This is a genomic window from Mesorhizobium sp. M7A.F.Ca.CA.004.06.1.1 (assembly GCF_003999135.1).
Taxonomy (GTDB): Bacteria; Pseudomonadota; Alphaproteobacteria; order Rhizobiales; family Rhizobiaceae; genus Mesorhizobium.
In genome coordinates this window covers 1-15,143 of record NZ_RZPQ01000063.1, presented here as the reverse complement: position 1 = coordinate 15,143, position 15,143 = coordinate 1, and the positions used below count along the sequence as shown (strand labels likewise).

Here is a 15,143-nt window from a genome sequence, read left to right as displayed (position 1 = left end):
GCGCTGGCGGCACGGACAATGGCGCGATTGTCCTCGCGCAGGACCGCCAGCCACGAGCCGATGTAGTCGGCATGGCGCACCGTCGGCACGATGGCGAGAGAAGCGCAGACAAAGGCCCCGGCCATCTCAGCCACCAGTTCCTCCCGCGCGTAGGATTTCGAGCCGAAGGAACCGGCCATATCACGCCCGAGGCGGGAGGAATGACCCGACCAATGCCCCAGTTCATGGAACGCGGTACGGTGCCAGTTGATGGGTTCGAAATAGGCGGCTGGCGGCGGGACCTGCACGAAGTCGCTCGCAGGGCTGTAGAAGGCGCGGCTGCCTCCGATCCGAAAATCCGCGCCGGTGGCCCGGATCAGCGCCTCTGCTTGCGGTTCGATCATGCCCGGCGGAGGCGGTGGTGCGACGGCGGCGACGTCCTCCGGAAGGTTCTCGCATTGATCGGCGTTGAAGACTGTGAAGCGTTTGAGGAATGGGACCGGCTGTGCTTCGTGCCCGCTCTCGCGGGCTCGGTTACGCTCATCGTCGGGCACGAAGCGGTCGGCGTAGAAGATGGTCGTCCCATGTTCTCCGTTCCTGACGTTGCCGCCGAGCCCAAGCGCCTGGCGGAATGTCAGCCAGCTCTGGCCGGTAAAACCGTGCTCGATGACCGCGCCCCACAGGATCAGAATGTTGATGCCGGAGTAGCGACGGTGGGTCGACGCGTTTTCCGGCATGGCGAGCGGCGCCTTTGCCGCCGCCGTGCCCCAGGGCTGCACCCATGGAATGCGTCCGGCTTCCAACTCGGCGATGATCTTGTCGGTGATTGCCGTATAGAGGCCTGGCCGGTCGTTGCCGGAACGGGCGCTAGCGGTGTTTCTGGGCATCGCGGTTCTCCGCGACGGGCGCCAGGAGCCTCTCTCCCGACCTTCAACCCGTCACGGCAAACCCGGTCTGCACTCTCACTCTCATCGACCCGTCTCGGTACCCAACGGCGGCAGGAAGTAGCATCGGCGTGGCCGATCTCACGTCAGGCATGGAAGCCCGTATGGGTGAAGGCCGTCGCAAATTGGTGCCCCACATTATAGCGCGTGTGCTTGGCTTTGGCGTCGACCGGCCCAGCATGCCGCTTGTTGGCAAGTGGTTCTTTGTCAAGGACGGCCAGGCGCTGGGCGCGGCTTTCCGAAGATGGTCTGATGAGCCTGACCTTGAGCGAGCCACGGCGATGTCATCACCGACAAACCGCGCGATGCTCAAGCAGATCGCGAGATTTCGGGCATAGCGGAAAATCTCGCGATGGTGGCGCCGCAGCCAAGCCGCGTTATTTGTTATAAGTCATCAACTGACTGAAAGCGTGGGCAGCCATGTGCAACGACTATGAGCAGCATATCGCCTGGGCCGAATATTGCAGGATGATGCAATTGCTGGCGCTCGACATTCCCACCCATCAAACCGAACTGGATTTGCCGCAGGCGGATGACATCCGCATCAGTGATCCCGCCCCGATCATGCGCGCCGCCGGCGACACGATCGAACTCACGCGCATGACCTTTGCCTTTCCGCCCTCCGGGCCCAAAGGCGGGCCGATCTTCAACTTCCGCTCGGAAGGACGGAACTTCTCCAACAGCAAGCGCTGCCTTATTCCGGCGTCGGCTTTCTTCGAATTCACCGGAAAGAAGTCTCCAAAGGCTAAGCATCGCTTCACGCTCAACGGCGCCTCGTTCATGGCGATCGCCGGCCTGTGGCGCGATGGCGAAGGCAACAAGCCCCCGACGTTCGCTATGCTGACGACGGAACCCGGCCCGGACGTGGCGCCCATCCACAATCGCCAGATTGTGGTTCTGCGCCCGGACGATTGGGCGGCATGGATCTACCTCACGAAACCCGAGGTGGAGCTGTTGAAGGCCCTGCCGGCCGGGTCGCTGGCGGTAGAAACCGTGCGACAAGGAAGCGACTAGCTCAGATGCCGGTGCGTTTTGCGCAAACACGGAAGATTCTTAGCGGCATCGCTGCGGCAATTGCGGCCCCTCGAGATCGCGGCTCGGGCCAAAGCGTCAGCACCTCGTTGTCATTGATTGCCGAGTGGCCACTTCCGCCATCAGCCACGCTTGGCTCGTCGGTGCGCACGAAAGGTATCGAGCGTGAAATACGTGCCCGCCTGCCATGGGCGGTGAGGAAGTACATCAAAGCCGAGACGGGTCGCATCACATTGCGGATGCGCGAAGACGATGCCGAAGAGTTCGAGGCCGCCTCGAACAAGATCGCCAAGACCCTGGAAACCATCGAAGTACTCCCGGTCCTGCCGCGCGAGGCGGAGGACATCCTCGCAATTTCTTCGCGTGAGCGTCACAAGTGGCTGAAAGACGGACGGCTGCAAAGCATTGGCACCCGCACCGTGAAGATGCGCGGTCGATCCAAGGCCGTCACCTTCCACGTGTTCGATCCCAAGCACATCGAGGACATCCTTGATCGTGATCTGCCAAGCCTTTGGCGCGAAGAAGACGCGCAGCAAGTTACAGAGAACAGGCGACGTGGCGCCGGCAAGGCTGCCCTGACGCGGGCGGGAAAGGGTAGCGAGAAGGTTCGCGGCGCCGGGAATAACCCCAGAGATGACGCTCCCCGGCCCAAGTTGAAGGGCTGGGACGCGTTCGACGACGAGGGCCTGCTCCGTTAGATCCGCCTTGTAGCCACTCGCGCGTCCAGAATGGACCCTGAGCGAAAGCTAACCGGGAGCCGAAACGATCTGCAGTCGCGATTGGCCGGTCCCGAACCATTCCATGCTGAAGGAGTTCTTCAAGCCGACAACAGCCCGTTTTTGAGGATGGCCAATGTTCGACAACTTCGTGCTTGAAATGATGGAAACCGAGGGCGGGCCGACAAGGCTTCGGCATGGCGGATCTGGGCCGCCTCTGCTTCTGATCCATGGCCATCCTCTCGCGCATATGACGTGGGGCCAGGTCGCGGACTTGCTGTCAGCAGATTTCAGGATCGTGTGCCCCGACCTTCCGGGCTTCGGTCGCTCCTACGTACCGGCCGATGACCCCGAGAGCAGGTTCTCGTCCAAGCGGGCAAAGGCTTCGGCGCTGGTGGAGGTGATGGAAAGGTTGGGCCACCACGCTTTCTTCGTCGCCGGGCATGATCGTGGAAGTCTGGTCGCTTTCAGAATGGCGATGGACCATCCCGACCTGGTGCGAAAGCTGATTGCCGTGGATGGGTTGCCAGTTATCGAGCATCTGGAACGGGCCGACTGGAACTTTGCCCGCGATTGGTACCACTGGTTCTTCTTTGCTCAACCCGAGAAGCCGGAACGGGCCATCCTGGCAGACCCGATGGCATGGTATAGTGACTTGCGGCCAGATGAGATGGGACACGATGCCTATGACGAATTGGTTTCATTCATCCACGATCCAGCCATCGTCCATGGCATGGTCGAAGACTACCGCGCTGGCATAAGGATCGACCATCGCCACGACCGCGAAGATCGAGATGCCGGCAGGAGGTGCGCTGTCCGATGCTCTGTCTTTGGTCACTCGACGACGATTTGGAGCAGATTTATGGCGATCCGGTTGCCATCTGGAAGCACTGGGCCGACGACGTGGGGGGCTACGGAATCAGGAGCGGGCACCATGTCGCCGAAGAAAATCCCGCCGCTCTCGCAGCAGCGTTCAAGGCCTTTCTCTGAAAAATGACAGAAGCACCGATTGAGCGATCGCCCATGCGTGTCGACGAACCCAGCCATTGTTCGGCAGACCCGTTCTTGCACCGCCCTATTTGAAATCCCGTGTCTTCACCTTGATCTGGTCGATGTGCAGATAGGGATCGATAATATTCCGCGGCCTCGGCCCCTTCGGCATGCCGCGCGGATCGGGCGTCGGGCTGCCATGATGGAATTCGTCGCCGCGGCCATGCGGCAGGGGAAAGGCAGACTCACGATCGCCAACGCTGGCCAGATCGGCGGAAAGATCGCTCAAACGATGAGCGACAAGATGGACCACCTCGCCTTCCCTTTGGATGCGACCATAAACGCCAATCATGCCGGCGCCGAGCACGACCCTGCGATATTTTTCGAAGACCTTGACCCACACGACCAGATTGGCAATGCCCGTCTCATCCTCGATTGTGATGAACATGACGCCCTTGGCCGAGCCAGGTCGTTGGCGGACCAGCACGAGGCCAGCCGCCTCCAGCCAGTGCCCGTCGCGCGCCTGCATGGCCTCGCGACACGAGACGATGCGCTTGCGCCCCAGGTCGGCGCGCAGGAAGGAAACAGGATGGTCGCGCAGGGTCAGTCCAACATGTCCATAGTCCTCGACCACTTCGCCGCCGGCGGTCATCGCACGCAGCGCGACAAGGGGCTCCTGGATCTCCGATACCGTCCGCTGCTCGCGGCCGGAGGCCGCCGCAAACAGTGGCAGCGGTTCGTCGCGCAGTGCCTTGATCGCCCACAGGGCCTCACGCCTCGCCAGCAATAGGGATGGTTGGAAAGCGTCAGCCTGGGCGAGTTCAACCAGAGAGGCAGCAGGAACACCGGCGCGGTGCCAGAGGTCATCCACCGACGCAAAGGGCTGGTCTGCGCGTGCGATGACAATGGTCGCAGCATCGGCGTTGGCAAGACCCCGGACCATGCGCAGACCAAGCCGGACAGCGAACCGACCGTCATCGGCGGTGGGCTCGAGCGTGCAATCCCAACGCGAGGCGTTGATGCAGACAGGGCGCGCTTCGACGCCATGGTCACGTGCATCGCGAACGATCTGCGCCGGCGCGTAGAAGCCCATCGGCTGAGCGTTGAGAAGAGCGGCGCAGAAGACATCGGGGTGATGGCATTTCATCCAGGACGAGGCGTAGGCGATCAGGGCGAAGCTGGCGGCATGGCTTTCGGGAAAGCCATAGCTGCCGAAGCCTTCGAGCTGCTTGAAGGTCTTTTCGGCGAACTCGCGCTCGTAGCCGTTCTTCACCATGCCGCCGATCAGCTTGGCGCCGAAGCTGGAAACGCCACCGGTGTGTTTGAAGGTCGCCATGGCGCGGCGCAACTGGTCCGCTTCGCCTGGCGTGAAGCCGGCGCATTCAATCGCCACCCGCATCGCCTGCTCCTGGAACAGCGGCACGCCCAGTGTTTTTCCGAGCACCTTTTCCAGCTCTGGCTTGCGATAGACGACGTCTTCCTTGCCTTCACGGCGGCGCAGATAGGGGTGCACCATGTCGCCCTGGATGGGACCCGGCCGGACAATCGCCACTTCGATGACGAGATCGTAGAAAGTACGCGGCTTGATGCGCGGCAGCATCGACATCTGGGCGCGGGATTCGATCTGGAAGGTGCCGAGCGTATCGGCCTTGCGGATCATCGCATAGGTGCGTGGATCCTCGGCAGGGATCGTCGCGAGATCAAGAGTGATGCCCTTGTGCTCGGCCAGCAGATCGAAACCGCGCTTCATGCAGGACAGCATGCCGAGCGCCAGCACGTCCACCTTCATGAACTTCAACGCGTCGATGTCGTCCTTGTCCCATTCGATAACCTGACGATCCTTCATCGCGGCTGGCTCGATCGGCACCAGATCGTCGAGCCTGTCGCGGGTCAGGACGAAGCCGCCCGGATGTTGCGACAAATGCCGCGGCGCGCCGATCAGCTGCCTGGCCAAGTCCAGCGCCAGACGCAGGCGACGGTCGCCGAGGTTGAGGTTCAGCTCCTCGGCATGTTTCGGCTGGACGCCTTCGTCCGACCAGCCCCACACTTGCGAGGACAGCATCTTGATGAGGTCTTCGGGCAGTCCAAGCGCCTTGCCGACATCGCGCAAGGCGCCCTTCGAGCGATAGCGGATGACCGTCGAGCAGAGCGCGGCGTGTTCGCGGCCATAGGTTTCGAACACCCATTGCATGACGATTTCCCGACGCTCATGCTCGAAATCGACATCGATGTCAGGCGGCTCACGCCGCTCCTCCGAGACGAAGCGTTCGAACAGCAGGTCATTGCGGTCGGGATCGATCGAGGTGATGCCGAGCACATAGCAGACGGCGCTGTTGGCTGCTGATCCCCTGCCCTGGCAGAGAATGCCCTGGCTGCGGGCAAAGCGAACGATCGAGTTGACCGTCAGAAAATACGGCGCGTATTGCAGCTTCTCGATGAGCTGCAACTCGTGCCTGAGCGTGCCAACGACCTTGTCCGGCACGCCCTCGGGAAAGCGCTCCGTCGCGCCCTCCCAGGTGAGTTTCTCCAAGGCTTGCTGCGGTGTCAGACCCGGCAGCATCCGCTCCTCGGGATATTGATAGGCAAGCTCGTCCAATGAGAACCGGCAGCGCTCGGCGATCTCGATCGTCCGCGTGAGCGCTTCGGGGGAGCGGCTGAACAGCCGTGCCATTTCATCGGGCCGCTTCAGATATCGGTCGGCGTGCCGCTCGCGCCGAAACCCGGCATCATCGATCATCACATTGTGCCGGATGCAGGTGACGACGTCCTGCAGGATGCGCCGTGACGGTTCGTGGAACAGGACATCATTGGTGACAACCGTTGGCACGTGCGCCTGTCCGGCAAGATTGGCCAGATCGTGCAGCCGCAGCGCCTCGTTGGGACGGCGCCGCAACGTCAGCGCCATATAGGCGCGATCGCCAAATGCCTCGCGCAACCGCCTGAGCCAGAGCGCGCATTCGTCGTCGGCCTGGTCGGGCACGAGCACTGCAAGGAGCCCCTCGCCATAGGCGACAACGTCAGCCCAATGCAGCACGCATTTCGCCTTGCCGCCACGCTTCTTGCCCAGCGACAGCAAGCGGCACAGCCGCGAGTAGGCCGCGCGACCGGTCGGGTAGACCAGGATGGAAATCTCTTCCACCAGATCCAGCCGGCAGCCGACGATCAGCCTGACGCCGGTTGCCTTTGCAGCCTCGTGCGCGCGGACAATGCCGGCCAGACTGTTGCGATCACAGATGGCAAGGGCGGGCATTCCCATGCTGGCTGCTTGCGCGAACAGTTCCTCACAGGAACTCGCGCCCCGCAGAAAGGAAAAATGCGAGGTGCATTGCAGCTCGACATAGCACGCGTTCATCCGAAGATGCCGTGCAGGAACCAGCGATGCGAGCCGGTCGCGGTATCCTCGCCGTCGCCTGCGCGATAAATCCAGAACCGCTCGCCGGCTTCGTCCTCGACCTGGAAATAGTCGCGCACGGCAGTTAGCTCGGCGTCGCGCTTCCACCATTCGCCGAAAACCCGCTCGGGACCATCGGCGCGCTTGATCCGTCGACGGATGCCTTTCCAGGTGAAGCTCGCCGGAGGATGGTCCGGTAGCAGCGCAATGGCCTCGATCGGCTCCGGCACGGCAAACAAGCGAGCCGGACGCGGCCAATGGTCTGGCCATGCGTCGCCGGTCTCAGCGGATGCAGCGGCTACACGCCGGAAAGAACGCTCGGGCACATCGCTGGCAACCGGGGTAAACCGATAGAGCTTTTCCTCACCGACACGGTTGCCGAGTGTGTCGATCAAATCCGAGATGTCTGCATCCCGTTGCTCGATCAGCGACGAAACGGTCTGCCTGGGGGCGAGTGATTCCGCCAAGGGCGCGGACAGGCGCATCAACTCGATGCCGAAACCCGGATCGACCATCTCGATCTTGTCGCAGAGCAACCGTGTCAGCCGCTTCACATCGCGGACAGGCAAGGCCATGCCGACGCGAACGGCTTCGATGCGGTTGTCGACGCGGTAGAGCAGCAGGTCGAGCCGCCGGGCCCCGAGGCCCTTGGTCTCGAGATCGACACACAGCGCTTGAACAAGCTTGCCGACATAGCGCGCGATTGTCTCGGCCGCACCGATGGGCTCGCCAAAGGCACGTTGGACTTCGACCACATCCGCTGATCGCACCGGCTCAATCGGCTCGGCGAGGCGTCCAGCAGCCTGGTCAAGCCGGCGGCCGAGTTCCGGCCCGAAGCGCAACGTCAGTGGCGCGCGCGGCTGCTGCAGAAGCTCGCCTACCCTGTCGAAGCCGAGAACCCGCAAACCCCTGACGATTGCGTCGGGCAACCGCAGTGCCGCGATGGGCAGTGGAAGAATCGCATCCTGCGTTGCGTTGACGGCGACCACGCTGACGGTCTGCTTCACGTATCGCGCCACCGCATGAGCAGCACCCCAGCTATCCGCTATGGCTGCGCGCGCCGAGAAGCCGACCTTGCCGAGATGTTCGACCATATCGGCCAGCATCAAGCGTTCACCGCCATGAAGATGATCGGCGCCCGTGGTATCCATCACCAATCCGTCGGGAGGTTCTGCTGCGACAATCGGCGCGTACCGCCGCAAAGCCCACAGGGCCAACCGATCCAATGCCTGCGCGTCTGCTTCAGGTTCGGCATCCATGACCGCCAGCCCCTGGACGAGGGCCTGTGCCTTGGTCGCGGGCATTCCGACGCGCAGGCCCGCTTCCAGTGCCGCGCGATCCACCGCAGTCACCAGGCGACGATTACCGTGCCGCCCGACCAGCACCAAAGGCTTATCCGGTGGCGGCGAGACGTCGCCCAATTTCCTTTTGAGCCGGTCGGTCGACCAGCTTGGAAGGAATAGCGAGACGACCCTTGGCATCACAAGCCTCCACTTCGATATCGAGTGTTTCCCCTCCACGAGACCGGATCAGTTCAAGTTGCCATCGCGCCCGACCAACGCCGGGCACAGGCAGCGGTCGCGACGGCAGCACGGAAACCCGCCAGCGGGTGACAGACGCCGTCGGCTGCCCGAAATCGGCGGCTTCGGTCTGGCGGCGCCAGCGGCGGATGGCGATGCCCATCGCGCCGGAGCCTTCCGATGCCAGTTGCAACCGGCGCGAGGAAGTCATGGACAGGCGCGCCACTTCCGCGACCACCGCTCCAAGACCGACATGCCGCAGACCTTCCTCGAAGCAGGCGAGCAAGGATTTGTCGTCACCGGCTTCAACATAGATCACCCGGTCGGGATGCAGTCCGACCTGTGCGATTGCCGGCGCAAACAGATCCTGGCGCGTCACGCACCACAGCACCTTGCCTTGCGTCCTCGCTGCAATCCCGGCTGCAAAAAGCGACGCTGCAGCGCCATCGATCGCTCCATTGCCGCCGCCGGCAACTTCATGAAGTGCGCCAAGCGCCACACCCCCGCCTGGCAGATGACTGTCGATCGAGGAGATTCCGAATGGGAGCACCGCTCTTTTGCGCGCATTACCGCCTTCGAGACGCGCAATGCGACCTCGCAGATCGGAAATAGCAGCGTTTGGCGTCGATGCACTCATCTGTCCCCTGAACGCGACATGCTGGCGGAATGTTCCTCATTTGTTCCCTTCCTAATAAAGAGTCAATGGCATGGCGAGGTGGTGCCGCGGAAGAAATTTTGTCGCGACCGCCCGGTGGCACCGAAAGAACCGTTTGCCAGCAGGACGAGGCGTCGAGGCCACCTGTCCTGTTGGGATGTTCGCGCCGGCGGTTGGCGGCGCACAAGGAAAAACGGCGTATAAACCGCAGTCCCGCGCGCGCCCGCAATGGCGGACATTGTCGCGCGCGGGACGGAGGAAATTCGCCCCCGCCGCGGGCGGTTAACAGGACAGCCGTAGGAGCGTCAGCATAGCGCCGGCCGCAGGACGGGACGCGGGACCGACTGTCCCCGTCCGCAGTGGTCCGTGTAGCAGCGGCCATGAATGCAGTTGCGTTGGGATTGAGCACGAAGCCTCAACCGATTGCCTGATGTACGCTATCCTATTGAAAAAACTACCCTATTTCCAAGCCATCAGGAGTCTATTGACACCTTTGTTCTTATTTTGTTCACTGTGGGAGTTTGATAATGGAGGCGAACCATGGAACTTCGCTTGAACATTGAAGGTGCAACGCCCGAGGAACTGGCACGCGGGGTCACGGCAGCCGAAGCAGTCTTCGCGCGCGCCGGGATTACGGCTTTGCAAGGCGCGGAAGGTTTGTTCGCGTTGGAAGGCTGGGATATCAAAGGCTTTCCGGAAGACGACCAGCCAACCGAGGACGAGGACCAGGCTGCTTCGGTCTGGATGGAAGCCGACGAGGCTGCGACGACTGCATGTTGTGCGGGCTGGCCGGAGGATAAAGTTCCGGGCCATCAGATCATGGAGTTGATCGACGTGCCCCGAACGAGATTGCAGGCCGAGGCGCTCCCGGACACGTGGCCGGCGCGCAAACAGCTCTATCCCGATGTTGTCACCCGGTTGGAGACCACGACCGGGCCGGACCGCCAGATCGATTTCGATATTGCCTTCGTTCTTGGTTGGGTGCCCGAGCGGCCGACGCTGGATCAGGTCGAGCCGCTTTCGGAAAATGGCGACCGTATCCCCTTCTTCACCAGCAACCTCGCCCAGGTGGAAGAAATGGCTCGCAAGGCGCTCAAGGACTGGACGATCGAGATTGACCAGGACCCCTACGATGCCCACGTTTTCGATCCTGCAGCCAGCGAAGACGGTGAAGAATTGCGGATGGCGGCATGGCGCGATTTCGACGGCTCCCTGCTTATGGAGAAGCCACCTGCAAATCCTGCAATCGCACTGACCCTGGCGGATGCGCGGCCAGTCGATGCATTTCGATTAGCGGTGAACGGGTTACACGGCCATCGTCGATCGATCGTGCTTGGCCACTCCAGGTCGCACGCTGGATAGCTAAAAACCTGACCAGCCCACACCGCACCCGAGGAGAGAACCATGTCAGAAAAACCACCCTATATGCCGACCGGCATTGGAACAGGCATGATGAGCGACGACGAGACCAAGGTCGGCGTTCTGATATTCGAAACGGCGCAAGGGAACTTCGACTTCGCAGTCAATCTGCAGGCGGTCGATATCCTCACCAAGGCCATCAACAAGATCGAGATGCATCTTCGCTCCGGCAAGACGCGCTGAGTGTCCGACGATGTGCCAGATCAGAAAAGCCGAAGCCAGGACCTTCGGGAGATCACGCAGGGACCAGGCATCGTGCGGAGGGGCGGCTGGGCGTCGCAAATCCGTTGTCAGTCGCCGACTGGCTCGGCTGGAGGAAACGCTCGGAAGCCAGTGCTCTCGCGCACGACTCGCGGCGCCGGGTTGACGGACTGCCGCTGCGATCGATCACGACTTGCTCACGCTGCATGCCGGCGGTAGGTGGGCCCGGCCATGTAGCGCTCTCCCGTTAGCATCGTTCCCCGGATTTGGGGGGGCCGGCTAAGTCTTGGTCGACCAATTTCGACAGGACAGCCGTCGATCTGGATTGCCCGTTTGCCGTCCAACGCGACCGAAGTTCTTCGCCCGCTGGTTCGCACCGGATCATTCTCCGTCTTCTCTGCGACGATCGCGACGCGTGGCGTGCGTCACTGGCGGCCATTTTAGCATCAGCTTGACAAGTTAATTGCCCCAAAGCAGTTTCGGTGGGTGAAAAGGGAGGAACAGCTATGAAAAAAGCCTATGAAAAGCCAGTCCTGACCAAGCGGGGAATTCTTTCCTCAATCACGGCGCAAGTCATCGAGTCGGGTCTTTCTGCGACCTGAGCAGGTCTTTGACCACTGGAAGCCCGGTGGCTCCGGCTGGCGGGCTTTTTGGTCTTCAGGGCGTGGATTAGGTCCTGACCGACAAAGGGTGCTACATGGGCGATGAAGAATGCCCGCCCAGCGTACGTCTACGCACCACCGCTGATCGGCCTTCCGTTCCTGGCTGTGCTACTGGCTCTGGATGGGACGACCATCGCAACGCCCTTTGACACCGCAGATGAAGCGGCCGCCCACAACAAGGTGATGGCGGTTACAGGTGCGATACGGCAAAGCGGACTTGATAACCACAAATAGGAGAACCCGTCCATGAGACTGCTACGCATCACACCGGTTGTCATTCTTGCCTGTGCCTTGGCCCTTGCGGCCTGCGCCAACACCGTCCGAGGCGTCGGCAGGGACGTCAAATCGACGGCCAACGCAGTCGACGACACGGTCAATAAACCCTGATGCAGAGGACCGTCACGGTCATCGAGAAGACAACGGGCCGCGTGATCGGAGCTCTGCCGATCGATCTTGCGCAGCAGAATCACGAGGCTTCCGATGATCAGTATTTCACCAAGGCGTTCGAAGCCGCCATGGACAGCGGCCTTATTAGTGAGGCCGACAAGCATGCGGTTGAATTCCGGCTTGAGTAAAGTTGACGTTGCGACGGCTTTCTGTCGCGTATCGGGGTTTGTGGTTGCATGGTTTTGCACCTCAGCCATCCATCAGCGGTGAATCAACACACCGTCTAGTCCAACTATCCCTAGGCACGGCCCGCCGCTGCTATGAATGGGGCGGCGGGTTTTTGACCCGGAGGTGAGCAGCAGCCGCTACTCAGACCCACTCAGCAGAGCAAGTCGGCGTATTGGTAGGCGAACACTCTGCCGTTGCTCTCGTCGGTCACCTTAAGAAAGTAGTTTCCGGATCGGTGGAGCGTCAGGGACCTTTTCGTTGCCTGTGCGGCGGCGCAATAGGATGTCGGGGCCCCAGCCCGGTATTCCGCTATCACCTGGCCCGCAAGACATTCTCGGATTTGATACGCTACGGTCAGCCCCCGGGGTCCGAATCATACATTAGAGATATCTAACATTTCCCTTTTGGCGAGACGGGGTGTACTTTAGTTACCGCTGGGTGATCCTAGCGACCTACACTGCCCGCTGCCGAGAGGTGGCGGGCCTTTTTGTTTATCTGTGGAACGCCGCAATCCAATGGGAGTTGAAATTCTGTCACCGCCCCTTCCGTGGAGGCGATGATGGCCATGGACGTACAGCCGTGGTCGGCCCGCTCCCGCTTCCTCAGTGGGCGGGCCATCTCGCGGGCCGCTCGCTAGCAGCATCTGGTGCACCATGCCGTCAACCTCGATACGCAGGTTCGAATACAATCCGGGCACCAGGGTTCTATCGGTGTGGTTTGTAGCGAGCGGCAGGCAGTACGACTTTCTGGACGTGCCGCCTGATACCTACGCCGATTTTAAAACTGCCTTTGCCAAGGGCCGCTATTTCAACGATCGCATCCGCAACCATTTCGCGTTCCGGCCTGTGGCAAGCTCCGGCTCCAGCGGCTCATGCTGAGGCAGATTGTGCCAAGCGACCTGGCGGAAGTCGCGCATGTCGAACTGCTGGCCGCACACCGGACAGGTCATAAAATTGTTGAGCTCGTCGGCAGGCTCGCCGCCGTGCTGCTTGCCGGGAATCGGCGGTCCAAGGTCGGATAGCTTCGTCATAACTGTCAAACATTCAATTCGTCTAAAATGTTCCGGAACCATTTTAGCGCGCGCTAATTGAATCGCACTATGCGAGTCGGCGCATGCCTCTGAAGTTCATCAAGCCCATGGAGCCCGAGCTGGTCGACACGCCACCGCAAGGCGACGAATGGCTCCACGAGATCAAATTCGACGGGTATCGCACCCAAATTATCAAGGATGAAAACGGGATCCGGCTGTTCACCAAGAATGGTTACGACTGGACCGGCCGCTACATCGAACTTGCCGGAGAGGCGGAGGCGATCGAGGCGGAAAGTTTCATCATCGATGGCGAGACAATCACGGTCAACGAGGCCGGCCTGTCCGACTTCCACGCCCTGCAATCAGCCGTTACCCGCCGTGAGCCGTCGCGGGACCTGTATTTGGTGGCGTTCGATCTCCTGCACCTGAACGGGCATGATCTGCGCAACATGCCGGTGGAAGACCGCCGCGAGATCCTGCAGGCATTGATACCAGCCGTCGGGCGCATTCAGGTCAGCAAAGCCATGCCCGGCACTGGCGATGCGGTTTATCACCTGGTCGACAAGGCAGGGCTGGAGGGCATGATCTCAAAGCGCAAGGACAGCGTCTACCGCAGCGGGCCGACGATGAACTGGCGCAAGATCAAGTGCTATGCCGAAAAGGAAATGGACATCATTGGCGTGCAGCGCGAGGCCGGAAAGCCCGCGATGGTGCTCATGGCCGACAAGGGTCGCTATGCTGGCGGCGCTTTCGTTGCCTTTAAAGCCGACAAGCGTCAGCGACTATGGGATCGCGTGCAAGGGAAGGTCGGCGGACCAGTGCCCATCGGTCTAAAGAAAGAAAAGGCCGAATGGCTTAAGCCTGGTCTGGTCGGTCGCGTGCGGTTCCTAAAGGGCGAGGAAAGGCTCCGCCACGCCAAGCTGCTGGACTACCGTGAGGAATAAGCTGGCGACAAGGTGCTGCCCATGACGCGGAACAGAACCGTGTGCCTGACTGACGTTGTGCCGAGATCAAGGTCTAGGAGAAACGGCATGGTTGCGCCCCGCGCGGTGTGGAAGGGCTTTCTGAGGGTCGGTTCCGTGTCGTGCGGGGTCAAGATAGTGGGTGCCACAAGCGAGGCATCGAAAATCCACTTCAAGATTTTGAACCGCAGCGACGGTTTACCCGTCAAGAGTGCCTATGTCGACGAAGGGACTGGCGATGTTGTCGAAGTCGCGGATCAGATCAAAGGCTACGAGGCGGACAAGGGCGAGTTCATCCACGTCGAGCCGGACGAGATCAAGAAACTGAAACTGACGTCGCAGCACACACTCGATGTCGATTCCTTTGTTCCGGTTGCCGAGATCGACACGCGCTATCTCGAAAAGCCATACTACTTGATCCCGGCTGACGGCGCCTCGCTGGAGGCCTTTGGCGTCCTGCGCGACGCGATGGCCAAATCCCGGAGGTTACGGGCAGCCTAGACACATCGGGCTTTGTTGCCGGATTGCCGTTGTGCCCGTAGCTATAGGTCTCGTCGTTTGGTCACTCCTTGTGACCAACTGGTCGGCGTGGTCACCGTCACCCAAAAAATGATCGTGCCGACCTGGCCATGGACCGAGGCCATGTGAGATTGCGTGGATGATCGTTGCTTTAATCTAGCGCAATGTAGCGTTGAGCGGAAACGAAGTAGGCCCGCCACTGAGGACACAAACAGCGGCGGGCCTTGCTTTGAGACCTGGCCCGGGGAGCCAAGCTGCAAACCCAACTTCGATTTCAGAAACAGGTTCCAGGCCTGCAGAAAAAACTTAACGCTTGCTGGCATTGCATAGGCCCGCCACCGGGTCTCGGAACCAGAGGCGGGCCCTCGCACCAGAGCTTGGTCGTTTCAAGGAGGGAGTCGTCCTCACCAAGCACATCCCGAACTTCGACTGCAGATGCATGTTCCTCAGGTCAGTTCAAATTTATCGCCCTGGGGTCAAAATGCTCGTGCGAGCAGCAGGCATCTAG

Annotated in this window: 16 protein-coding genes and 1 pseudogene; 12 read left to right on the top strand and 5 right to left on the bottom strand. The window is 61.1% G+C overall.

Going from position 1 to position 15,143, the window contains the following annotated elements:
* The coding region (locus tag EN906_RS06710; protein WP_127375108.1) for a zincin-like metallopeptidase domain-containing protein at positions 1-866 on the bottom strand (866 nt) is incomplete at its 3' end.
* A 128-nt stretch (positions 867-994) separates the two neighbouring features.
* Between EN906_RS06710 and EN906_RS06705 the strand changes: the two genes are divergently transcribed.
* The 4 genes and pseudogenes from EN906_RS06705 to EN906_RS06690 all read left to right on the top strand — a co-directional run bounded on the left by EN906_RS06705 (position 995) and on the right by EN906_RS06690 (position 3,661).
* A complete protein-coding gene (locus EN906_RS06705; RefSeq protein ID WP_127266534.1) occupies positions 995-1,261 on the top strand; it encodes a hypothetical protein in 267 nt (88 codons plus the stop codon).
* 82 nt (positions 1,262-1,343) lie between these two features.
* Entirely contained in the window at positions 1,344-1,937 is a 594-nt protein-coding gene (locus EN906_RS06700; protein ID WP_127266533.1) for an SOS response-associated peptidase family protein, read from the top strand.
* Positions 1,938-1,942: 5 nt separating this feature from the next.
* Positions 1,943-2,653 (top strand): hypothetical protein, encoded by a 711-nt coding sequence (locus EN906_RS06695; RefSeq protein ID WP_236383365.1) that lies wholly within the window; start codon positions 1,943-1,945, stop codon positions 2,651-2,653.
* 154 nt (positions 2,654-2,807) lie between these two features.
* Positions 2,808-3,661, top strand: a pseudogene (locus tag EN906_RS06690) (alpha/beta hydrolase).
* 85 nt (positions 3,662-3,746) lie between these two features.
* Here EN906_RS06690 and EN906_RS06685 read toward each other — a convergent pair.
* Genes EN906_RS06685 through EN906_RS06675 form a run of 3 tightly spaced genes read right to left on the bottom strand, consistent with a single transcriptional unit; the run spans position 3,747 to position 9,209 of the window.
* Positions 3,747-7,013: an error-prone DNA polymerase gene (locus EN906_RS06685; protein ID WP_127266532.1), complete on the bottom strand. Its 3,267-nt coding sequence runs from the start codon at positions 7,011-7,013 to the stop codon at positions 3,747-3,749.
* Positions 7,010-8,533 (bottom strand): DNA polymerase Y family protein, encoded by a 1,524-nt coding sequence (locus EN906_RS06680; protein ID WP_127266531.1) that lies wholly within the window; start codon positions 8,531-8,533, stop codon positions 7,010-7,012. The genes EN906_RS06685 and EN906_RS06680 overlap by 4 nt, the downstream gene beginning before the upstream one ends.
* Entirely contained in the window at positions 8,445-9,209 is a 765-nt protein-coding gene (locus EN906_RS06675) for an ImuA family protein (protein WP_127266530.1), read from the bottom strand. The genes EN906_RS06680 and EN906_RS06675 overlap by 89 nt, the downstream gene beginning before the upstream one ends.
* A gap of 558 nt (positions 9,210-9,767) precedes the next feature.
* On the opposite strand from EN906_RS06675, the gene EN906_RS06670 reads away from it, so the two are divergent.
* From EN906_RS06670 to EN906_RS06650, 6 genes are all read left to right on the top strand, one after another.
* A complete protein-coding gene (locus EN906_RS06670) occupies positions 9,768-10,589 on the top strand; it encodes a hypothetical protein (protein ID WP_236383366.1) in 822 nt (273 codons plus the stop codon).
* A gap of 42 nt (positions 10,590-10,631) precedes the next feature.
* Complete coding sequence (locus tag EN906_RS06665; RefSeq protein ID WP_127266529.1) at positions 10,632-10,829, top strand: hypothetical protein; 198 nt, start codon at positions 10,632-10,634, stop codon at positions 10,827-10,829.
* A 524-nt stretch (positions 10,830-11,353) separates the two neighbouring features.
* Positions 11,354-11,449, top strand: coding sequence for a putative RiPP precursor (locus EN906_RS37715; RefSeq protein ID WP_189367358.1), 96 nt, complete (start codon positions 11,354-11,356; stop codon positions 11,447-11,449).
* Positions 11,450-11,755: 306 nt separating this feature from the next.
* On the top strand, positions 11,756-11,896 hold the full coding sequence (locus EN906_RS06660) for an entericidin A/B family lipoprotein (protein ID WP_127266527.1): 141 nt from the start codon (positions 11,756-11,758) through the stop codon (positions 11,894-11,896).
* Positions 11,896-12,084: a hypothetical protein gene (locus EN906_RS06655; RefSeq protein WP_236383367.1), complete on the top strand. Its 189-nt coding sequence runs from the start codon at positions 11,896-11,898 to the stop codon at positions 12,082-12,084. Before EN906_RS06660 ends, EN906_RS06655 begins: the two co-directional genes overlap by 1 nt.
* A gap of 693 nt (positions 12,085-12,777) precedes the next feature.
* The gene (locus EN906_RS06650) at positions 12,778-13,002 is read left to right on the top strand and encodes a KTSC domain-containing protein (RefSeq protein WP_164748849.1); all 225 of its coding nucleotides are present in this window, start codon (positions 12,778-12,780) and stop codon (positions 13,000-13,002) included.
* Here EN906_RS06650 and EN906_RS06645 read toward each other — a convergent pair.
* Positions 12,927-13,196, bottom strand: a complete 270-nt coding sequence (locus EN906_RS06645) for a hypothetical protein (protein WP_236383369.1) — start codon at positions 13,194-13,196, stop codon at positions 12,927-12,929. The two genes, EN906_RS06650 and EN906_RS06645, sit on opposite strands and share 76 nt — an antisense overlap.
* A 41-nt stretch (positions 13,197-13,237) precedes the next feature.
* Here EN906_RS06645 and EN906_RS06640 point away from each other — a divergent pair, with 41 nt between their 5' ends.
* A complete protein-coding gene (locus EN906_RS06640) occupies positions 13,238-14,098 on the top strand; it encodes an ATP-dependent DNA ligase (protein WP_127266525.1) in 861 nt (286 codons plus the stop codon).
* Between the two features lie 87 nt (positions 14,099-14,185).
* The gene (locus EN906_RS06635; RefSeq protein WP_236383371.1) at positions 14,186-14,617 is read left to right on the top strand and encodes a Ku protein; all 432 of its coding nucleotides are present in this window, start codon (positions 14,186-14,188) and stop codon (positions 14,615-14,617) included.
* Positions 14,618-15,143: the final 526 nt, after the last annotated feature.

What these genes read in the sequence shown, in the direction of transcription:
- EN906_RS06700 (WP_127266533.1), top strand. Translation starts at nt 1,344, where the DNA reads ATGTGCAACGACTATGAGCAGCATATCGCCTGGGCCGAATATTGCAGG.
- EN906_RS06695 (WP_236383365.1), top strand. Translation starts at nt 1,943, where the DNA reads ATGCCGGTGCGTTTTGCGCAAACACGGAAGATTCTTAGCGGCATCGCT.
- EN906_RS06685 (WP_127266532.1), bottom strand. Translation starts at nt 7,013, where the DNA reads ATGAACGCGTGCTATGTCGAGCTGCAATGCACCTCGCATTTTTCCTTT.
- EN906_RS06680 (WP_127266531.1), bottom strand. Translation starts at nt 8,533, where the DNA reads ATGCCAAGGGTCGTCTCGCTATTCCTTCCAAGCTGGTCGACCGACCGG.
- EN906_RS06675 (WP_127266530.1), bottom strand. Translation starts at nt 9,209, where the DNA reads ATGAGTGCATCGACGCCAAACGCTGCTATTTCCGATCTGCGAGGTCGC.
- EN906_RS06670 (WP_236383366.1), top strand. Translation starts at nt 9,768, where the DNA reads ATGGAACTTCGCTTGAACATTGAAGGTGCAACGCCCGAGGAACTGGCA.
- EN906_RS06665 (WP_127266529.1), top strand. Translation starts at nt 10,632, where the DNA reads ATGTCAGAAAAACCACCCTATATGCCGACCGGCATTGGAACAGGCATG.
- EN906_RS37715 (WP_189367358.1), top strand. Translation starts at nt 11,354, where the DNA reads ATGAAAAAAGCCTATGAAAAGCCAGTCCTGACCAAGCGGGGAATTCTT.
- EN906_RS06660 (WP_127266527.1), top strand. Translation starts at nt 11,756, where the DNA reads ATGAGACTGCTACGCATCACACCGGTTGTCATTCTTGCCTGTGCCTTG.
- EN906_RS06655 (WP_236383367.1), top strand. Translation starts at nt 11,896, where the DNA reads ATGCAGAGGACCGTCACGGTCATCGAGAAGACAACGGGCCGCGTGATC.
- EN906_RS06650 (WP_164748849.1), top strand. Translation starts at nt 12,778, where the DNA reads ATGCCGTCAACCTCGATACGCAGGTTCGAATACAATCCGGGCACCAGG.
- EN906_RS06645 (WP_236383369.1), bottom strand. Translation starts at nt 13,196, where the DNA reads ATGGTTCCGGAACATTTTAGACGAATTGAATGTTTGACAGTTATGACG.
- EN906_RS06640 (WP_127266525.1), top strand. Translation starts at nt 13,238, where the DNA reads ATGCCTCTGAAGTTCATCAAGCCCATGGAGCCCGAGCTGGTCGACACG.
- EN906_RS06635 (WP_236383371.1), top strand. Translation starts at nt 14,186, where the DNA reads ATGGTTGCGCCCCGCGCGGTGTGGAAGGGCTTTCTGAGGGTCGGTTCC.